The following is a 17,698-nucleotide window of genomic DNA, read 5'->3' on the forward strand; positions in this document are numbered from 1 at the left end:
GGGGGACCTGCGGCCACTCCACCCCGTCTTCGCCGCCCGGGCCGGTCGGCGCGCATCGGATCGCTACGGGGTTGCGTCGTGTTGGCGGCCGGCCGTTGTCACGTCCCGGCTGGTTCCCGGACCCCGCCCCCCGTCCGGGTCTCGCCCGTGGTGAAGGGGCGAGGGGCCGGGGGCTGGGGGCGGGTCGGGTCAGGTGGACGGGGTCAGGTGGGTTTGCCTCGGCGGGGGATTTTCGAGCCCAGCCAGACCAGGGGGTCGTACTTGCGGTCCACCACGCGTTCCTTCAGCGGGATCAGGGCGTTGTCGGTGATGCGGATGCCCTCCGGGCAGACCTCCGTGCAGCACTTGGTGATGTTGCAGTAGCCGAGGCCGTGCTCCTCCTGGGCGGTGCGTTTGCGGTCGAGGCCCGTCTGCCGGGCGGCGTCGAGGGGGTGCATGTCCAGTTCCGCCACGCGCATGAGGAAGCGCGGGCCGGCGAAGGCCGGTTTGTTCTCCTCGTGGTCACGCACCACGTGGCAGGTGTCCTGGCAGAGGAAGCACTCGATGCACTTGCGGAACTCCTGTGAGCGGTCCACGTCCACCTGGTGCATGCGGTACGCGCCTGCCGGTACGTCGTTCGGCGGTACGAAGGCCGGGATCTCGCGGGCTTTCGTGTAGTTGAAGGAGACGTCGGTCACCAGGTCGCGGATGACCGGGAAGGCGCGGAGGGGGGTGATGGAGATGGTTTCGGACGGGTCGAAGACCGACATGCGGGTCATGCACAGGAGGCGGGGGCGGCCGTTGATCTCCGCGCTGCAGGAACCGCATTTGCCGGCCTTGCAGTTCCAGCGGACCGCGAGGTCCGGGGCCTGGGTCGCCTGGAGGCGGTGGACGATGTCCAGGACGACCTCGCCGTCGTGCACCTCGACGGTGAAGTCGCGCAGGTCCCCGCCGTCGGAGTCGCCCCGCCAGATACGGAACCGGGCGTCGTATGTGCTCACTCGTAGAGCTCCTCTTCGGCGAGGTACTTGACCAGCTCTTCCTTTTCGAAGAGCGCCAGCAGGTCGGGGCGGATGGGTTCGGTGCGGACCCGTTGGAGGGCGATCCGGTCGGCGGCCGGGTCTGCGGGGGCGGGTTCCACCGGGCGGCACAGGAGGTTCACCGGGCGCCAGGACCGGTCCATGGAGGGGCAGTCCTCGCGGGTGTGGCCGCCGCGGCTCTCGGTGCGCTCCAGGGCGGCGCGGGCCACGCATTCGCTGACCAGCAGCATGTTCCGCAGGTCCAGGGCGAGGTGCCAGCCCGGGTTGAACTGGCGGTGCCCCTCGACGCCGGCGCGGGCCGCCCGCCGGCGGAGGGAGGCCAGTTTTTCGAGGGCCTCGGCCATTTCGGCCTCGCGGCGGATGATGCCGACGAGGTCGTTCATGGTTGTCTGGAGCTCCTGGTGGAGGGTGTACGGGTTCTCCGCGCCGTCGGCGGCGTGGAAGGGGGCCAGGGCTTCGGCGGCTGCCGTGTCGATGTGGTGTGGGGAGACCTGGGGGCGGGCGGTGGGGGCTGCTGCGTATGCGGCCGCGTGGAGGCCGGCGCGGCGGCCGAACACCAGGAGGTCGGACAGGGAGTTGCCGCCCAGGCGGTTCGAGCCGTGCATGCCGCCCGCGACCTCGCCCGCCGCGAAGAGGCCGGGGACGCCCTGTGCGGCGGCGGTGTCGGAGTCGACCGCGATGCCGCCCATCACGTAGTGGCAGGTGGGGCCGACCTCCATCGGCTCGGCGGTGATGTCCACGTCGGCCAGTTCCTTGAACTGGTGGTACATCGAGGGCAGGCGGCGCTTGATCCTCTCGGCCGGCATCCGGGTGGAGACGTCGAGGAAGACGCCGCCGTGCGGGGAGCCGCGGCCCGCCTTGACCTCGGCGTTGATGGCGCGGGCCACCTCGTCGCGGGGGAGCAGCTCGGGCGGGCGGCGGTTGTTGTCCGGGTCCTCGTACCAGCGGTCGCCTTCTTCTTCGGTTTGGGCGTACTTCTCCTTGAAGACGTCCGGGATGTAGTCGAACATGAACCGCTTGCCGTCGCTGTTGCGCAGGACGCCGCCGTCGCCGCGGACGGATTCGGTGACGAGGATGCCCTTGACGGAGGGCGGCCAGACCATCCCGGTGGGGTGGAACTGCACGAACTCCATGTTCAGCAGGGGTGCGCCGGCGAGGAGGGCCAGGGCGTGGCCGTCGCCGGTGTACTCCCAGGAGTTGGAGGTGGTCTTGAAGGACTTGCCGATGCCGCCGGTGGCGAGGACCACGGCGGGGGCCTCCAGGACGAAGAAGCGGCCGGACTCGCGTTCGTAGCAGAAGGTGCCGGAGACGCGGTCGCCGTCCTTGAGGACGCGGGTGGCCGTGCACTCCTGGAAGACCTTCAGGCGGGACTCGTGGTCGCCGGTCTCCTGGAAGTCGTGTTGTTGGAGGGCGACGATCTTCTGCTGGAGGGTGCGGATCAGTTCGAGGCCCGTGCGGTCGCCCACGTGGGCGAGGCGGGGGTACTCGTGGCCGCCGAAGTTGCGCTGGGAGATCCTCCCGTCGGGGGTGCGGTCGAAGAGGGCGCCCCAGGTCTCCAGCTCCCAGACCCGGTCGGGTGCTTCCCGGGCGTGCAGCTCCGCCATGCGCCACTGGTTGAGGAACTTGCCGCCGCGCATGGTGTCGCGGAAGTGGACCTGCCAGTTGTCGTGCTCGTTGACATTGCCCATGGAGGCGGCGATGCCGCCCTCCGCCATCACCGTGTGGGCCTTGCCGAAGAGGGACTTGCAGATCACGGCCGTACGGGCGCCGCGCTCGCGGGCCTCGATGGCGGCCCGCAGCCCGGCGCCGCCCGCACCGACCACGACCACGTCCCACTGCTGCCGGTCGACTTCAGCCATGTCAGAAGATCCTCGGGTCGGTGAACGCGCCGGTGGCGAGCAGGTACACGTACAGGTCGCATGCGGCGACGCTGATCAGGGAGGCCCAGGCCAGCTGCATGTGGCGGCCGTTGAGGCGGCTGATCCAGCCCCACAGCCGGTAGCGGACGGGGTGCCGGGAGAAGTGCTTGAGGCGGCCGCCCATGATGTGCCGGCAGGAGTGGCAGGACAGGGTGTAGGCCCAGATCAGCACGATGTTGAGGACGAACAGGAGCGTTCCGAGGCCCATGTGGCCCCACTCGTACCGGTCGTTGCGGAAGGTCAGCACGGTGTCGTACGTGAGGATCGCCGCGACCGGCAGGGCCGTGTAGAAGAAGTACCGGTGCGCGTTCTGCAGGATCAGCGGGAGGCGGCTCTCGCCGGTGTACGCGGCGTGCGGCTCGGCGACGGCGCAGGCGGGCGGCGAGGCCCAGAAGCTGCGGTAGTACGCCTTGCGGTAGTAGTAGCAGGTCAGCCGGAAGCCGAGCGGGAAGACGAGGATCAGCAGGGCGGGCGACAGGCCCCACCAGCTGCCGATGAGGTCCAGGTTGGGGCCGCCGCGCATCTCCTCGCAGTTCTCCGCGAGGCAGGGCGAGTAGAACGGGGAGACGTACGGGGCCGCGTAGTAGTCGGCGTTCGCGAAGGCCCGCCAGGTCGAGTAGACGATGAAGGCGAGCAGCCCGGCCGCGGTGCCGGCGGGGGCCAGCCACCACCGGTCGGTGCGCAGGTGGCGGGCCGGGATCGCGGCCCGGGAGGCTTCGTGGACGCCGGTGAGGTGCCGGGGTGGTTCGGTGCCTGTGGCCAAAGGTGACTCCGGGAGGGTCAGGGGTGGCCCAGGAGACCCAGCCGCCGCGCGGGTGCGGGGCTGGGTCCGATGGGGTGGGTGACGGGGTTCGACCGCTGGGGTCAGGGTGCCCGGCGGTCGCGGGCGCCGAGTCCCTCGTCGTCGCTGTCCGTCCACAGCGCGTTGTCGTACGGGGCGTCCGGGATGGTCACCATCCGGGACAAGTCCGGGGCCGCCGGCCGGCCGCCCTCCGGTTTCTGCCGCGAGGCCTGCTTCTCCAGCTGCTCGACCTTGCGGGTGAGCTCGTCCAGGTTGCGCCGTACGGCGTTCAAATCGTCCTGCAGGGACATGACTTGCCCTCACTTCCGCAGGTTGCGGTGGCAACGCTCATGTGCGCCTGCGAGTGTCGCGCCTCCCGTCCCCGGTTGTGAAGGGACGTGCAGCGAATCCGGGCGCGCAGGCGCGATCTGTGCGCCCCTCCCTGCGTCCATTCTCATCCCTCGCACGGGCGAACGCGCGTCCCGGCCGCAACCGGGATTGGTCCGCACGGGTGGGGTTCCCGGCGTGGCGGAGGGCGGCTGCGGGGGGTGGAGCGGGCCGTGGATTTCAGTGTGGTTCTACACCCGGTGTGATCAGCCGCAAATACCCCCGAACGTGATCAAGCCGCGCACCTGTGCGCCGCCTCGCACCACCTTTACGCCCTTCACGCCCCGCCCCGGAGGTAGCACCCATGTCCCAGAGAAGGCGCAGATCCTTGGCGCTCCTGACCTCGGGAGTCCTCGCACTGCCGCTGCTCGCGGGCTGCGGCGCGGGAGACGAGGGAGGCCCGGCGGCCGCCGGCCCGGACATCGCGGCGACCGCCCGCGCCCTGGTCGCCGACGGCGGCGTCCTGCGGTGGGCCGTGGACGGCCTCCCCGAGACCCTGAACGTCTTCCAGGCCGATGCCGATGCCACCACCACCCGGATCGCCGGGGCGGTGCTGCCCCAGCTGTTCATGCTGGACGACAAGGGGCGGCCGGCGGCCAACCCGGACTTCCTGGAGAAGGCGGCGATCGTCGAGCGGGAGCCCAAGCAGGTCGTCCTGTACAAGCTGCACCAGCAGGCCGTGTGGAGCGACGGCCGGGAGATCGGCGCCGCCGACTTCCTCGCCCAGTGGCGGGCGCTGAACGGCAAGAACTCGGCGTACTGGACCGCCCGCAACGCCGGCTACGAGCGGATCGAGAAGATCGAGCGCGGCCGCAACGACCTGGAGGTCCGGGTCACCTTCGCCAAGCCGTACACCGACTGGCGCTCCCTGTTCTCGCCGCTCTACCCGAAGCAGGTCACCGGCACCCCCGACGCCTTCAACGAGGGGGCCCGCGGCGCCCTCAAGGTCACCGCCGGGCCGTTCAACCTCGGGGCCATCGACAAGGACGCGGGCACCGCCGCCCTGACCCGCAACGCCCGCTGGTGGGGCCGGCCGACGAAGCTGGACTCCCTGGTCCTGACCGCCGTGCCCCGGGCCGAGCGGGCGAAGGCCCTGGCCGCCGGCACGGTCGACCTGGCGGAGGTCGACCGGGCGGCCGCGGACCGGATCACCCAGGCCCGCCGGGAGGCCACCCGCTCGCCGGGCGAGGCCGGGGCCCCGCCCCAGGGGGCCGCCACCGCGGAGAGCGAGGCCCTGCGCGCCTTCACCGTCCGCAGGTCGCTGGAGCCGGCGTACACCCAGCTCGCCCTGAACGGGGCCTCCGGCCCGCTGGCCGACGAGCGGGTCCGGCGGGCCGTCGCCCGGGCCATCGACCGCCGGGAACTGGCCGAGATCGTGCTCAAGCCGCTCGGGCTGCCGGTGAAGCCGGTGGGCAGCCACCTGGCACTGGCCGGGCAGCGGGCGTACGCGGACAACAGCGACGCCCTCGGCGGCCAGGACACCAAGGCCGCGCAGGCGCTGCTCGCGGACGCCGGCTGGCGCCGCAACGGTGTGATCACGGAGCCGGCGGCGGGCGCGAAGGCCGGCCCGGAGGCGGAGAAGCCGGCGGAGCCGCAGGACGGGCAGCAGGACGGGCAGCAGGACGGGCAGCAGGACGGGCAGCAGGACGGCGGCAGGAGCACGGCCGGCCCGGGCACCGGGAACGACGGCCTGTACATCGTGGGCGAGGAGGACGAGCGCAACGGCGACGTCCGCGCGGCCGCCCTGGAGCGGGGGCTGCCCGGGATCCGCCCGGCCCTCGGCGGGCAGGGGCGGCCCTCGCTGCCGCAGGTGGCCGAGGCGTTCGCACAGCAGCAGAAGGAGGCCCTCCTCGCCCAGGCCGCGGCCCTCACCGCCGGCCGTACGACCACCACCGCCGACGAGGCCGCCGCCGACGACGGCAAGGCTCCGGGGCCCGACCTCGGGCCGGCGGCATCGGACGACGCCCCCGGGGCCTCTCCCGGCGCCAGCGCCAGCGCGAGCCCGGCCCCGGCCCCGGCCCAGCCCGCCCGGACCTCCGGGAACATCCTGGCCAAGGACGGAAAGGCGCTCAGCCTGCGCTTCGTCCTGCCGTCCGGGCCCGGCTCGGAGTCCCTGCGCACCGTCGGGGAGCGGATCGCGAAGATGCTCCGGAAGGTCGGTGTGGCGACCGAGGTGACGAAGGTGGCCGACGAGAGCTTCTTCAAGGACCACATCGCCTCGGGCCAGTACGACCTGGCGCTGTACTCCTGGCCGGCGTCCGCCTACCCGGCCACCGACGCCCGTCCGATCTTCGCCAAGCCGGAGCCGGCCGCCGACGGCTCGCTGCTGGTCGAGCAGAACTACACCCGGGTCGGCACCGACCACATCGACCAGCTCTTCGACCAGGCCGTGGGCGAGCTGGACGAGGAGGCCTCCCGGGAGCTGATGCGCAGGGCCGATGCGCGGATCTGGGCGGCGGCCGGCTCGATCCCCCTCTACCAGCGCCCCGAGCTGGTGGCGGCGAAGCAGGGCGTGGCCAACGCGGGTGCGTTCGGACTGGGCAGTCCGCGCTTCCAGGACATCGGCTGGAAGAAGGCCCCGCAGGGCCGGGAATCGGGCTCCAAGGAAGGAAAGGAGAAGAACAAGTGACAAAGCGGGGCCAGTCAGGTTGACCCGCGGGTCACAAGCTCAGAAGTGACTCAAGTCGCTTGCCCGCCGGACCCCCGGCGGGCAAGGTCGTGCGTACCCATTGACCCGGAGCACCACCCGCTCGGGCCCCGGCGTCAGCAGGCGCCCGAGCACTCCCAGCAGCACCGAAACACCAGATCAGCAGCACCGCGGCAGCCGCGCAGGCGCCCCGCGGCACCGGCGGCCGGACCCCCCACCCACATTCCGGCCGCTGTCAGTCGTACGGCCTCTTGACAGACCCCCCGGCGGGCACTTCCCGCCGCGCGACGTAGGATGGGGTAAGGCCGTGGCAGGTTTTCCGCCCGGCAGGCTCGCGTACCAGGCCGTACGTGACGCCATCCACGATCCCGGGAGAAGCGCCGCAGTGCCCACGCGCCACGACATCCGCAACGTCGCCATCGTCGCCCACGTCGACCACGGCAAGACGACCATCGTCGACGCCATGCTGAAGCAGGCCGGCGCCTTCGCCGCCCACCAGCAGCTCGACGACCGCATGATGGACTCGAACGACCTGGAGCGTGAGAAGGGCATCACGATCCTCGCCAAGAACACGGCGGTGAAGTATCACCCCAAGGACGGCGGGGCCCCGATCACGATCAACATCATCGACACCCCCGGCCACGCCGACTTCGGTGGCGAGGTCGAGCGCGGTCTGTCGATGGTCGACGCCGTCGTCCTGCTGGTGGACGCCTCCGAGGGTCCGCTGCCCCAGACCCGCTTCGTGCTCCGCAAGGCGCTCCAGCAGCGGAAGCCGGTCATCCTGTGCATCAACAAGACGGACCGCCCGGACTCCCGGATCGACGAGGTCGTCAACGAGACCTACGACCTCTTCCTGGACCTGGACGCCGACGAGGACCAGATCGAGTTCCCGATCGTCTACGCCTGCGGCCGTGACGGCATCGCCTCGCTGACCAAGCCGGAGGACGGCACCGTCCCCGCCGACAGCGACAACCTGGAGCCGTTCTTCTCCACCATCCTGGAGCACGTCCCGGCCCCGACCTACGACGAAGAGGCCCCCCTCCAGGCCCACGTCACCAACCTCGACGCCGACAACTTCCTCGGCCGCATCGCGCTGCTGCGCGTCGAGCAGGGCGAGCTGCGCAAGGGCCAGACCGTCGCGTGGATCAAGCGTGACGGCACGGTCTCCAACGTCCGCATCACCGAGCTGATGATGACCGAGGCGCTCACCCGCAAGCCCGCCGAGGTCGCCGGCCCCGGTGACATCTGCGCCGTCGCCGGTATCCCCGACATCATGATCGGCGAGACCCTGGCCGACCCGGAGAACCCGATCGCGCTGCCGCTGATCACGGTGGACGAGCCGGCCATCTCCATGGTCATCGGCACCAACACCTCCCCGATGGTCGGCCGCGGCGGCTCCGGCAAGGGCGCGGACGCCAAGGCCGCGGTCAAGGACCGCAAGGTCACCGCCCGCCAGGTCAAGGACCGTCTGGACCGCGAGCTGATCGGTAACGTCTCGCTGCGCGTCCTGGACACCGAGCGTCCGGACGCCTGGGAGGTCCAGGGCCGCGGTGAGCTGGCGCTGGCCATCCTGGTCGAGCAGATGCGCCGCGAGGGCTTCGAGCTGACCATCGGCAAGCCGCAGGTCGTCACCCGCGAGGTCGACGGCAAGACCCACGAGCCGGTCGAGCGCATGACGATCGACGTGCCCGAGGAGCACATGGGCGCGGTCACGCAGCTCATGGGTGTCCGCAAGGGCCGCATGGACAACATGTCGAACCACGGCTCCGGCTGGGTCCGCATGGAGTTCGTCGTTCCGTCCCGCGGCCTCATCGGCTTCCGTACGGAGTTCCTGACCCAGACCCGCGGCACCGGCATCGGCCACTCGATCCACGAGGGCCACGAGCCGTGGTTCGGCACGCTGCAGACCCGTAACAACGGCTCCCTGGTCGCCGACCGCGCCGGCGCGGTCACCGCGTTCGCGATGACCAACCTGCAGGAGCGCGGTGTCCTGTTCACCGACCCCGGCACCGAGGTGTACGAGGGCATGATCGTCGGCGAGAACTCGCGCTCCGACGACATGGACGTGAACATCACCAAGGAGAAGAAGCTCACGAACATGCGGTCCTCGTCGGCCGACTCGTTCGAGGCGATCGTCCCGCCGCGCAAGCTCTCGCTGGAGCAGTCCCTGGAGTTCTGCCGCGACGACGAGTGCGTCGAGGTGACCCCGGAGGCCGTCCGCATCCGCAAGGTCGTCCTGGACCAGAAGGAGCGCTCGCGCACCGCTTCGCGCGCCAAGACCGCCAAGTAATCGGCTAGTTCACGGGTTCCGGCCATTCCGGTTCCCTGCCGTCCAGCCCCTCCCGCCACGGATCTCCGTGCAGGGAGGGGCTGTTCGCGTTTTCGCCTTTGTCAAGCGGATTGTTGCGTTCTTGTGTCCGCATACCGACCGTGACACTCCGGATGGTGAGCTAACAGTCCGTTTCGCACGTGTCTGTCTCTGATCCCTTTGTCCGGATTTCGGGTTTCTGCTGCGGATCGATGTTGTGAAAACGAGACCACGCAAGTGTGGTTTACGCCCGGGGCTGTCCCTGAGGATGGCTCCATTGAGCTCGGGTCAATGGGTCACACGCTGTGGGGAGCGTCGACTCACGAGCACACGATGGGGCCGGATTTCGCTGTCAGGGGTGTCAGCGGAGCCGGGTCCTTCACGTATCCACCGTGACTCCTGAGGAGGCAATAACCCATGCGCGGAGCAACGAGCGCCAAGTGGGTCGCCGGAGCCGTCGTCGTGGCGATGGCCGCTACGGCATGCAGCACCAGCAAGGACTCGAACGCCGGCTCGTCCGGCGGCAACATCACCGTGGTGCTCGGCGAGCCGCAGCACGGCCTGATCGGTCAGAACACCGCCGAGTCCGAGGGCGCTGAGGTTCTCAACGCCCTGTTCGTCGGCCTTGTCGACTACGACAACAAGACCAACGAGCCGAAGCTCGCGGTCGCCGAGTCCATCGAGTCCGCCGACTCGAAGACCTGGACGATCAAGCTCAAGGACGGCTACACGTTCCACAACGGCGAGAAGGTCGACGCCCAGTCGTTCGTCCGCGCCTGGAACTGGGGCGCCAACCAGGACAACGCCGCCGAGGGCATGCCCTTCTTCGCGAAGATCGAGGGCTCCGAGGAGCTGGCGCCGGGCAAGGACAAGAAGCCCACCGCCACCGAGCTCAAGGGCCTGAAGGTCGTCGACGAGAAGACCTTCACCGTCACGCTGAAGGACCCGTTCTCCCAGTTCAAGACCATGCTGGGCTACAACGCCTTCTACCCGCTGCCCAAGGCGTTCGAGGCCGACCCGAAGAAGTTCGGCGAGGCCCCGATCGGCAACGGTCCGTTCCAGATGGACGGCGCCTGGGAGCACAACAAGCAGATCAAGATCAAGAGGTTCGACAAGTTCCCGGCCGAGGGCCGCGCGAAGCTGCAGGGCGTCACCTTCAAGATCTACGACAACCTGGACACGGCGTACAACGACCTGCGCGCCGACACCATCCAGATCGTCGACAAGCTCCCGATCTCCGCGATGGCCACCGTCTCCCAGGAGTTCGGCGACCGTTACATCTACAAGCCGGAGTCCGGCGTCGGCTACCTGGGCCTCCCGCTGGAGACCAACCCGGAGGCCTTCGGCAAGGTCGAGATCCGCAAGGCCATCTCGATGGCCATCGACCGGGACGCCATCACGAAGACCATCTTCAACAACACCCGCAAGCCGGCCGATGACTTCATCAGCCCGATCATCCCCGGCTACCGCAAGGGCGCCCTCGGCGAGGCGGGCACCTACAACCCGACCAAGGCCAAGGAGCTCTACACCCAGGCCGGCGGCATCCCCGGCAACAAGCTGGAGCTCGGCTACAACGCCGACGGCGGCCACAAGGAGTGGATCGAGGCCGTCGCCAACCAGCTGAAGGCGAACCTCGGCCTCGAGGTCACCGCCAAGCCGTACGCCAAGTTCGGCGACATGCTGGACGACCTGGGCGCCGCCAAGTACAAGGGCGCGTTCCGCATGGCGTGGTCCATGGACTACCCGGCCGCCGAGAACTACCTCCGTCCGATCTTCTCGAAGGTCGCGATCGAGAACGGCTCGAACTACGGCCACTACAAGAACGACGAGTTCGAGACCCTGATGGACAAGGCCGACAAGGCGACGGACCAGGCAGAGGGTCTGAAGCTGTACCAGCAGGCCGATGACATCATCATCAAGGACCTGCCGTACATCCCGGTCTTCACCTACATGTCTTCTTCGGCCTACTCCAAGTCCGTGAAGAACGTTCAGGTCGACGCCCAGGGCCGCATGGACCTGGCGAACGTCGAGCTCAACTAACACCCCTCTTCACTTAGGGGAATTCCAGGGGGCGGGCAGACGGAATCAGGTTTCCGTCTGCCCGCCCTTTCCCCCTGTTCTTGTTGGAGGTCTGATGGGCCGCTACCTCATCCGCCGACTCATACAGGCGATCCCTGTCCTGCTCGGTGCCACGTTCCTGATCTACGCGCTGACCTTCGCCATGCCGGGCGCTGACCCGATCCAGCTGCTCGCAGGCGAGAAGAAGGCCGACCCCATCGTCACGGCGATGCTGCGCGAGAAGTACCACCTCGACGACCCGTTCCTGCTCCAGTACTGGAACTACATCAGCGGCGTCTTCCAGGGCGACCTCGGTGAGACCCTCACCGGCCGCAAGGTCGCCGACCTGTTCGCCGAGGCGTTCCCGTACACCGTGAACCTCGCCCTCGTCGCCTTCGTCATCGAAGCCGTCGTCGGTGTCCTCGCCGGTGTCCTCGCCGCCCTGCGCCGCGGCAAGTTCCTCGACCAGCTCGTGCTCATCTCCACGCTGATGGTCATCTCGATCCCCGTCTTCGTCACCGGCTTCGTGCTGCAGCTGACGCTCGGCGTGCAGCTGAAGAACAACTGGGGCATCGACTTCTTCCCGGTCTCGTTCAACGAGTCGGACGGCTTCCGCGCCTACCTGCTGCCGGCCTTCGTCCTCGCCTCCACCTCGCTGGCGTACGTCGCGCGTCTGACGCGCACCAGCCTCATGGAGACGATGCGTGCCGACTACGTCCGCACCGCGACCGCGAAGGGCCTGCCGCGCCGCCGCGTCATCATGAACCACGCGCTGCGCAACGCCATGATCCCGATCGTCACCTTCCTCGGCGCCGACCTCGGCGGCCTCATGGGCGGTGCGGTCATCACGGAGCGCATCTTCAACATCCACGGTGTCGGCGGTCTGCTCGCCCAGTCCGTCTACCTCAAGCAGGGCGCGGTCGTGGTGGGCGGTGTGACCATCCTGGTCCTCGTCTACCTGGTCGGCAACCTGCTCGTGGACCTGCTGTACGCCGTGCTCGACCCGAGGATCCGCTATGCGTGACACAACTACGGTGGAGGACTCGATGACGACCGACACCCAGATCGCCGGCACCCCCTCCGCCGGCGCCGCGGCCAAGAAGGACGGCGGAAAGAAGAAGGACCGCGAAGCGAGCCTCTGGTCGGACGCGCTGGCCGACCTGCGGCGCAACCCGGTCTTCCTGATCGGCGCGTTCCTCGTCGTCTGCATGCTCGTCATCTCCGCGTTCCCGCAGTGGTTCACGGACAGCAGCCCGTTCGCGTCCGACGCGTGCAAGCTGCAGGACTCGCTCAAGACCCCGAGCGGGGACCACTGGTTCGGCTTCGACATCCAGGGCTGCGACGTCTACACCCGCACGGTGTGGGCCGCCCGCAACTCGGTCATCGTCGGCATCGTCACCACCTCGCTGGTGGTCATCGTCGGCGGTGGGCTCGGCCTGCTGGCCGGCTGGACCGGCGGCCTCCTCGACAGCTTCCTGTCCCGCTTCACCGAGATCTTCTTCGCGATCCCGCTGCTGCTCGGCGGCATGCTGATCATGTCCGCGCTGCCGGGCAACGCCTGGTCGGTCTCGCTGGTGCTCGCCATCCTCGGCTGGCCGCAGATCTTCCGCATCATGCGGTCCTCGGTGCTGCAGAACAAGAACAACGACTACGTGGTCGCCGCCCGCGCCCTCGGCGCCGGCACCCTGCGCATCACGCTGCGGCACATCCTGCCGAACGCCATCGCCCCGGTCATCGTGGTCGGCGCGATCAGCCTGGGCGTCTACATCTCCGCCGAGGCGGCCCTGTCCTACCTCGGCATCGGCGTCCAGCCCCCGGAGATCTCCTGGGGCCTCATGGTCAGCGACGCCTCCGTCCGCTGGCTGCAGGCCCCGCACGTGCTCCTGTTCCCGGCCGGCGCGCTGAGCATCACGGTGCTCGCGTTCATCATGGTCGGCGACGCGGTGCGCGACGCCCTCGACCCGAAGCTGCGCTGAGGAAGGGCGTACGTTGACCACCACCGACAAGACCTCGAACGTCCCCGCGCCCCGATCGGCGCCGGAGGGCACCCCGCTCCTCGAAGTGCGCGACCTGCACGTCGAGTTCCACACCCGCGACGGCGTCGCCAAGGCCGTCAACGGTGTCTCGTACTCGGTGAACGCCGGCGAGACCCTCGCCGTCCTCGGCGAGTCCGGCTCGGGCAAGTCCGTGACGGCGCAGGCCATCATGGGCATCCTCGACATGCCGCCCGGCAAGATCCCCTCCGGTGAGATCCTCTTCCAGGGCACGGACCTGCTGAAGCTCCCGGCGGACGAGTACCGCAAGATCCGCGGTTCGAAGATCGCCATGATCTTCCAGGACGCGCTCTCCTCGCTGAACCCGGTGCACACCGTCGGCGCCCAGCTCGGCGAGATGTTCCGCGTCCACCGCGGGATGTCCAAGAAGGACTCCCTGGCCAAGGCCGTCGAGCTGATGGACCGGGTGAAGATCCCCGCCGCCAAGGCGCGCGTGGGCGACTACCCCCACCAGTTCTCCGGCGGTATGCGCCAGCGCATCATGATCGCCATGGCGATGGCCCTGGAGCCCGACCTGATCATCGCCGACGAGCCCACCACGGCTCTCGACGTGACGGTCCAGGCCCAGGTCATGGACCTGCTCGCGGAACTCCAGCGCGAGATGAACATGGGTCTGATCCTGATCACCCACGACCTCGGCGTCGTCGCCGACGTCGCCGACAAGATCGCCGTCATGTACGGCGGCCGGATCGTCGAGACCGCCCCGGTCCACGAGATCTACAGCCGCCCCGCGCACCCGTACACCCGCGGCCTGCTCGACTCGATCCCGCGCCTGGACCAGAAGGGCCAGGAGCTCTACGCGATCAAGGGCCTGCCGCCCAACCTGCTGAACATCCCCTCGGGCTGCGCCTTCAACCCGCGCTGCCCCAAGGCGCAGGACATCTGCCGCACCGACGTGCCGGTCCTGCACCCGGTGACCGAGCAGGACGGCACCGAGCTGCCCGGCCGCGGCAGCGCGTGCCACTTCTGGAAGGAGCAGATCCATGGCTGACCTCACCAAGGGCGAGCGCGAGCCGATCCTTCAGGTGCGCAACCTGGTCAAGCACTTCCCGCTGACCCAGGGCATCCTGTTCAAGAAGCAGGTCGGCGCGGTCAAGGCCGTCGACGGCGTCTCCTTCGACCTGTACCGGGGCGAGACCCTCGGCATCGTCGGCGAGTCCGGCTGTGGCAAGTCCACCGTCGCCAAGCTGCTGATGAGCCTGGAGCGGGCCACCTCCGGCGAGGTGTTCTACAAGGGCCAGGACATCACCAAGCTGTCCGGCAAGGCCCTCAAGGCCGTCCGCCGCAACATCCAGATGGTGTTCCAGGACCCGTACACCTCGCTGAACCCGCGCATGACGGTCGGCGACATCATCGGCGAGCCCTTCGACATCCACCCCGAGGTGGCCCCGAAGGGCGACCGGCGGCGCAAGGTCCAGGAGCTCCTGGACGTCGTCGGCCTGAACCCCGAGTACATCAACCGCTACCCGCACCAGTTCTCCGGCGGCCAGCGCCAGCGCATCGGCATCGCCCGCGGCCTCGCGCTCAACCCGGAGATCATCATCTGCGACGAGCCGGTCTCCGCGCTCGACGTGTCGGTGCAGGCGCAGGTCATCAACCTGATGGAGAAGCTCCAGGACGAGTTCGACCTGTCGTACGTGTTCATCGCGCACGACCTGTCGATCGTCCGGCACATCTCCGACCGCGTCGGCGTGATGTACCTCGGCAAGATGGCCGAGATCGGCACCGACTCCGAGATCTACGACCACCCGACGCACCCCTACACCCAGGCGCTGCTGTCGGCCGTCCCGGTCCCGGACCCGGAGGCCCGCGAGGGCCGCGACCGGATCATCCTCACCGGTGACGTCCCCTCGCCCGCCAACCCGCCGTCGGGCTGCCGCTTCCGCACCCGCTGCTGGAAGGCACAGGACCTCTGCTCCACCGAGCAGCCGCTGCTCGCCGTCCCGGAGCGCTACAAGGGCCAGAACACCCTCGCGGCGCACGAGTCGGCCTGCCACTTCGCGGAGGAGCGGGCCGTCCTGGCCGTCTGACCGTTCCTAGTCAGTGGGCAGGAGTGAGTCTTGGGCTCGCTCCTGCCCACTGCGGACATCCCGAACGGTTTTGGGTGTCCTGGTGGCCCGCGTTCGTTCCGCGTCCGGCTGCACGGATCGTGTCCGTGGTCCGGGGATGCGGGGGCGGGTTTCCTCACGCTCCGGGGTGCCCGGTCCGGCCTGGACGGTCCGATGCCCCGCCACATCGCTCTGGTGTGGTGGGGGCGGTGCCGTCCGTCGGGGTGATGACCCGCCCCGTCTCCGCGGGCTCCGACCTGCCGCCCGCCCCTCCCGAGGGGCTCGTCCTGCGCCACTGCGCCGCCGACGAGGCCGACCGGCGCCGCGCCCACGCCCTGGTGGAGGAGACCTTCGCCGCCCACTTCGGGCACGTCGACCGCCCGTACGAGGCCTGGCTGGACCAGGTCGACGGCCGCTCGCTCGACTGGTCGCCGGTGTGGATCGCGAGCCTGCCCGGCCAGGGCGACGTGGGCGTGCTGCTGACCCGCGACGACCGCACCGGCATGGGCTGGGTCAGCCACCTGGGCGTACGGTCCGAGGTGCGCGGCCGCGGCGTCGGCGGCCTCCTGCTGCGCCACGGCTTCGCCGCGTACGCGGCCCGCGGCAGGGACCTGGTCGGCCTGGGCGTGGACATCCGGAACGAGACCGGCGCACTCGGGTTGTACGAGGCCCACGGGATGAAGCTCCACTACGCCGTTGACACCTGGGAGCTGTCCTTGCACTCGCAGGGGTGACAGGCGCACGGCGCAAGGGTGCAATCGGTCCAACCGGCCGTGCACCGGGGCTTTCCAGGGGTGACATTGGCTCCCAAGTGAGTCCCGGTAGCCGGAGGAGGCACTCGATGCGCGCAGCCACCCACGCCAAGTGGGCCGCAGGGGCGGTCGCCGTCGTCCTGGCGGCGTCGGCCTGCGGAGGCGGGGGCGACAGCGGCGGGGGCGGCGAGTCCGGGATCGTCAGCTCCTCCTGGGGCGACCCGCAGAACCCCCTGGAGCCGGCCAACACCAACGAGGTGCAGGGCGGCAAGGTCCTCGACATGATCTTCCGCGGGCTCAAGCGCTACGACCCCAAGACCGGCGCGGCCACGAACATGCTCGCCGAGAACATCGAGACCTCCGACAACCAGAACTTCACCGTCACCGTGAAGGACGGCTGGACGTTCAGCAACGGCGAGCCGGTCACCGCCCAGTCCTTCGTCGACGCCTGGAACTACGGGGCGGACGTCACCAACAAGCAGAACAACGCGCCGTTCTTCGCCGACATCGCCGGCTACGACCAGGTCCACCCGGTCTCCGGCGAACCCAAGGCGAAGACGATGTCCGGGCTGGTCGTCAAGGACGCCCGGACCTTCACCGTCGCCCTCGACAAGAAGTTCTCCACCTGGCCCCAGACCCTCGGCTACCAGGCCTTCTCCCCGCTGCCCAAGGCCTTCTTCACCGACCACACCGCCTGGCTGGACAAGCCGATCGGCAACGGCCCGTACACCGTGGACTCGTACACCAAGGGCACCGGGATGAAGCTGCGCACGTGGGACGGCTACCCGGGCCCGGACAAGGCCGTCAACGGCGGCGTGGACCTCAAGGTCTACACCGACAACAACACCGCCTACACGGACCTGATCTCCGGCAACCTCGACCTCGTCGACGACGTGCCCGCGTCGCAGCTGAAGAACGTCAAGAACGACCTCGGCGACCGGTACATCAACCAGCCGGCCCTCATCATCCAGACCCTCACCTTCCCCTTCTACGACCCCCAGTGGGGCAAGGCGGGCATGGAGAAGGTCCGCCGCGGCATCTCCATGGCGATCAACCGCGACGAGATCACCAAGCAGATCTTCCGCGACACCCGCACCCCCGCCAAGGACTGGACCTCCCCGGCCCTCGGCGAGAAGGGCGGCTTCAACCCCACGCTGTGCGGGGACGCCTGCACGTACGACCCGGCGGCCGCCAAGCAGCTCATCCAGGAGGGCGGCGGACTGCCCGGCGGCCGGATGACCCTCACCTCCAACGTGGACACCGGATCCCACCGGGCCTGGATGGACGCCGTCTGCAACAGCGTCAACAACGCCCTCGGCCAGGGCCCGGTCTGCACGGTCAACCCGGTCGGCACCTTCGCCGACTTCCGCAACCAGCAGAGCTCCTACAAGCTGACCGGGCCGTTCCGCTCCGGCTGGCAGGCCGACTACCCGCTGATCCAGAACTTCCTCCAGCCGCTGTACTACACCGGCGCCTCCTCCAACTACGGCAAGTTCAGCGACCCGCAGTTCGACAAGCTCGTCGACGAGGCCAACCAGGAGGGCGACCCGGCCGCGGCCATCGCGAAGTTCCAGGACGCCGAGCGGATCCTCGCCGCGCAGATGCCGGCCATCCCGCTCTGGTACCAGAACGGCAGCGCCGGATACGCCGAACGCCTCTCCAACGTGGCGCTCAACCAGTTCAGCGTGCCCGTCTACGACCAGATCAAGGTCAGCTGACCCGCAG

The 17,698-nt window shown here is 69.3% G+C and carries 13 protein-coding genes and 1 pseudogene; 9 read left to right on the forward strand and 5 right to left on the reverse strand.

The window, feature by feature from the left end:
* Positions 1-203: 203 nt before the first annotated feature.
* From ACIQUT_RS12915 to ACIQUT_RS12930, 4 genes are all read right to left on the reverse strand, one after another.
* The gene (locus ACIQUT_RS12915; RefSeq protein ID WP_403562363.1) at positions 204-980 is read right to left on the reverse strand and encodes a succinate dehydrogenase/fumarate reductase iron-sulfur subunit; all 777 of its coding nucleotides are present in this window, start codon (positions 978-980) and stop codon (positions 204-206) included.
* The gene (locus ACIQUT_RS12920; protein WP_403562365.1) at positions 977-2,878 is read right to left on the reverse strand and encodes a fumarate reductase/succinate dehydrogenase flavoprotein subunit; all 1,902 of its coding nucleotides are present in this window, start codon (positions 2,876-2,878) and stop codon (positions 977-979) included. The genes ACIQUT_RS12915 and ACIQUT_RS12920 overlap by 4 nt, the downstream gene beginning before the upstream one ends.
* A gap of 1 nt (position 2,879) precedes the next feature.
* The gene (locus tag ACIQUT_RS12925; RefSeq protein WP_403562367.1) at positions 2,880-3,701 is read right to left on the reverse strand and encodes a hypothetical protein; all 822 of its coding nucleotides are present in this window, start codon (positions 3,699-3,701) and stop codon (positions 2,880-2,882) included.
* A gap of 101 nt (positions 3,702-3,802) precedes the next feature.
* A complete protein-coding gene (locus tag ACIQUT_RS12930) occupies positions 3,803-4,030 on the reverse strand; it encodes a hypothetical protein (RefSeq protein ID WP_403562368.1) in 228 nt (75 codons plus the stop codon).
* 380 nt (positions 4,031-4,410) lie between these two features.
* Between ACIQUT_RS12930 and ACIQUT_RS12935 the strand changes: the two genes are divergently transcribed.
* The 7 genes from ACIQUT_RS12935 to ACIQUT_RS12965 all read left to right on the forward strand — a co-directional run bounded on the left by ACIQUT_RS12935 (position 4,411) and on the right by ACIQUT_RS12965 (position 15,203).
* Positions 4,411-6,735, forward strand: coding sequence for an ABC transporter family substrate-binding protein (locus ACIQUT_RS12935; protein ID WP_403562370.1), 2,325 nt, complete (start codon positions 4,411-4,413; stop codon positions 6,733-6,735).
* Positions 6,736-7,138: 403 nt separating this feature from the next.
* On the forward strand, positions 7,139-9,043 hold the full coding sequence (gene typA, locus ACIQUT_RS12940) for a translational GTPase TypA (RefSeq protein ID WP_403562372.1): 1,905 nt from the start codon (positions 7,139-7,141) through the stop codon (positions 9,041-9,043).
* A 435-nt stretch (positions 9,044-9,478) separates the two neighbouring features.
* A complete protein-coding gene (locus ACIQUT_RS12945; protein ID WP_403562374.1) occupies positions 9,479-11,101 on the forward strand; it encodes an ABC transporter substrate-binding protein in 1,623 nt (540 codons plus the stop codon).
* Positions 11,102-11,195: 94 nt separating this feature from the next.
* On the forward strand, positions 11,196-12,143 hold the full coding sequence (locus tag ACIQUT_RS12950) for an ABC transporter permease (RefSeq protein ID WP_403562376.1): 948 nt from the start codon (positions 11,196-11,198) through the stop codon (positions 12,141-12,143).
* Positions 12,136-13,095, forward strand: a complete 960-nt coding sequence (locus tag ACIQUT_RS12955) for an ABC transporter permease (RefSeq protein WP_403562377.1) — start codon at positions 12,136-12,138, stop codon at positions 13,093-13,095. The genes ACIQUT_RS12950 and ACIQUT_RS12955 overlap by 8 nt, the downstream gene beginning before the upstream one ends.
* A gap of 13 nt (positions 13,096-13,108) precedes the next feature.
* The gene (locus tag ACIQUT_RS12960; protein ID WP_403562379.1) at positions 13,109-14,164 is read left to right on the forward strand and encodes an ABC transporter ATP-binding protein; all 1,056 of its coding nucleotides are present in this window, start codon (positions 13,109-13,111) and stop codon (positions 14,162-14,164) included.
* Positions 14,157-15,203: an ABC transporter ATP-binding protein gene (locus tag ACIQUT_RS12965; RefSeq protein WP_403562380.1), complete on the forward strand. Its 1,047-nt coding sequence runs from the start codon at positions 14,157-14,159 to the stop codon at positions 15,201-15,203. Before ACIQUT_RS12960 ends, ACIQUT_RS12965 begins: the two co-directional genes overlap by 8 nt.
* Positions 15,204-15,209: 6 nt before the next feature.
* Here ACIQUT_RS12965 and ACIQUT_RS12970 read toward each other — a convergent pair.
* Positions 15,210-15,485: pseudogene (locus ACIQUT_RS12970) on the reverse strand (IS200/IS605 family accessory protein TnpB-related protein); the annotation flags it as partial.
* Between ACIQUT_RS12970 and ACIQUT_RS12975 the strand changes: the two are divergent.
* Together ACIQUT_RS12975 and ACIQUT_RS12980 are read left to right on the forward strand one after the other, a co-directional pair.
* The gene (locus ACIQUT_RS12975; protein WP_403562518.1) at positions 15,449-15,955 is read left to right on the forward strand and encodes a GNAT family N-acetyltransferase; all 507 of its coding nucleotides are present in this window, start codon (positions 15,449-15,451) and stop codon (positions 15,953-15,955) included. The pseudogene ACIQUT_RS12970 and the gene ACIQUT_RS12975 overlap by 37 nt on opposite strands.
* Before the next feature lie 107 nt (positions 15,956-16,062).
* Positions 16,063-17,691, forward strand: a complete 1,629-nt coding sequence (locus ACIQUT_RS12980) for an ABC transporter substrate-binding protein (protein ID WP_403562382.1) — start codon at positions 16,063-16,065, stop codon at positions 17,689-17,691.
* Positions 17,692-17,698: the final 7 nt, after the last annotated feature.

The sequence above is a fragment of the Streptomyces sp. NPDC090445 genome (assembly GCF_044769385.1).
In the GTDB taxonomy this organism is placed as follows: domain Bacteria; phylum Actinomycetota; class Actinomycetes; order Streptomycetales; family Streptomycetaceae; genus Streptomyces.

Coding starts and splice junctions, on each gene's coding strand:
- ACIQUT_RS12920 (WP_403562365.1), bottom strand. CDS start 2,878: ATGGCTGAAGTCGACCGGCAGCAGTGGGACGTGGTCGTGGTCGGTGCG.
- ACIQUT_RS12980 (WP_403562382.1), top strand. CDS start 16,063: ATGCGCGCAGCCACCCACGCCAAGTGGGCCGCAGGGGCGGTCGCCGTC.
- ACIQUT_RS12930 (WP_403562368.1), bottom strand. CDS start 4,030: ATGTCCCTGCAGGACGATTTGAACGCCGTACGGCGCAACCTGGACGAG.
- ACIQUT_RS12950 (WP_403562376.1), top strand. CDS start 11,196: ATGGGCCGCTACCTCATCCGCCGACTCATACAGGCGATCCCTGTCCTG.
- ACIQUT_RS12975 (WP_403562518.1), top strand. CDS start 15,449: ATGACCCGCCCCGTCTCCGCGGGCTCCGACCTGCCGCCCGCCCCTCCC.
- ACIQUT_RS12965 (WP_403562380.1), top strand. CDS start 14,157: ATGGCTGACCTCACCAAGGGCGAGCGCGAGCCGATCCTTCAGGTGCGC.
- ACIQUT_RS12935 (WP_403562370.1), top strand. CDS start 4,411: ATGTCCCAGAGAAGGCGCAGATCCTTGGCGCTCCTGACCTCGGGAGTC.
- ACIQUT_RS12955 (WP_403562377.1), top strand. CDS start 12,136: ATGCGTGACACAACTACGGTGGAGGACTCGATGACGACCGACACCCAG.
- ACIQUT_RS12945 (WP_403562374.1), top strand. CDS start 9,479: ATGCGCGGAGCAACGAGCGCCAAGTGGGTCGCCGGAGCCGTCGTCGTG.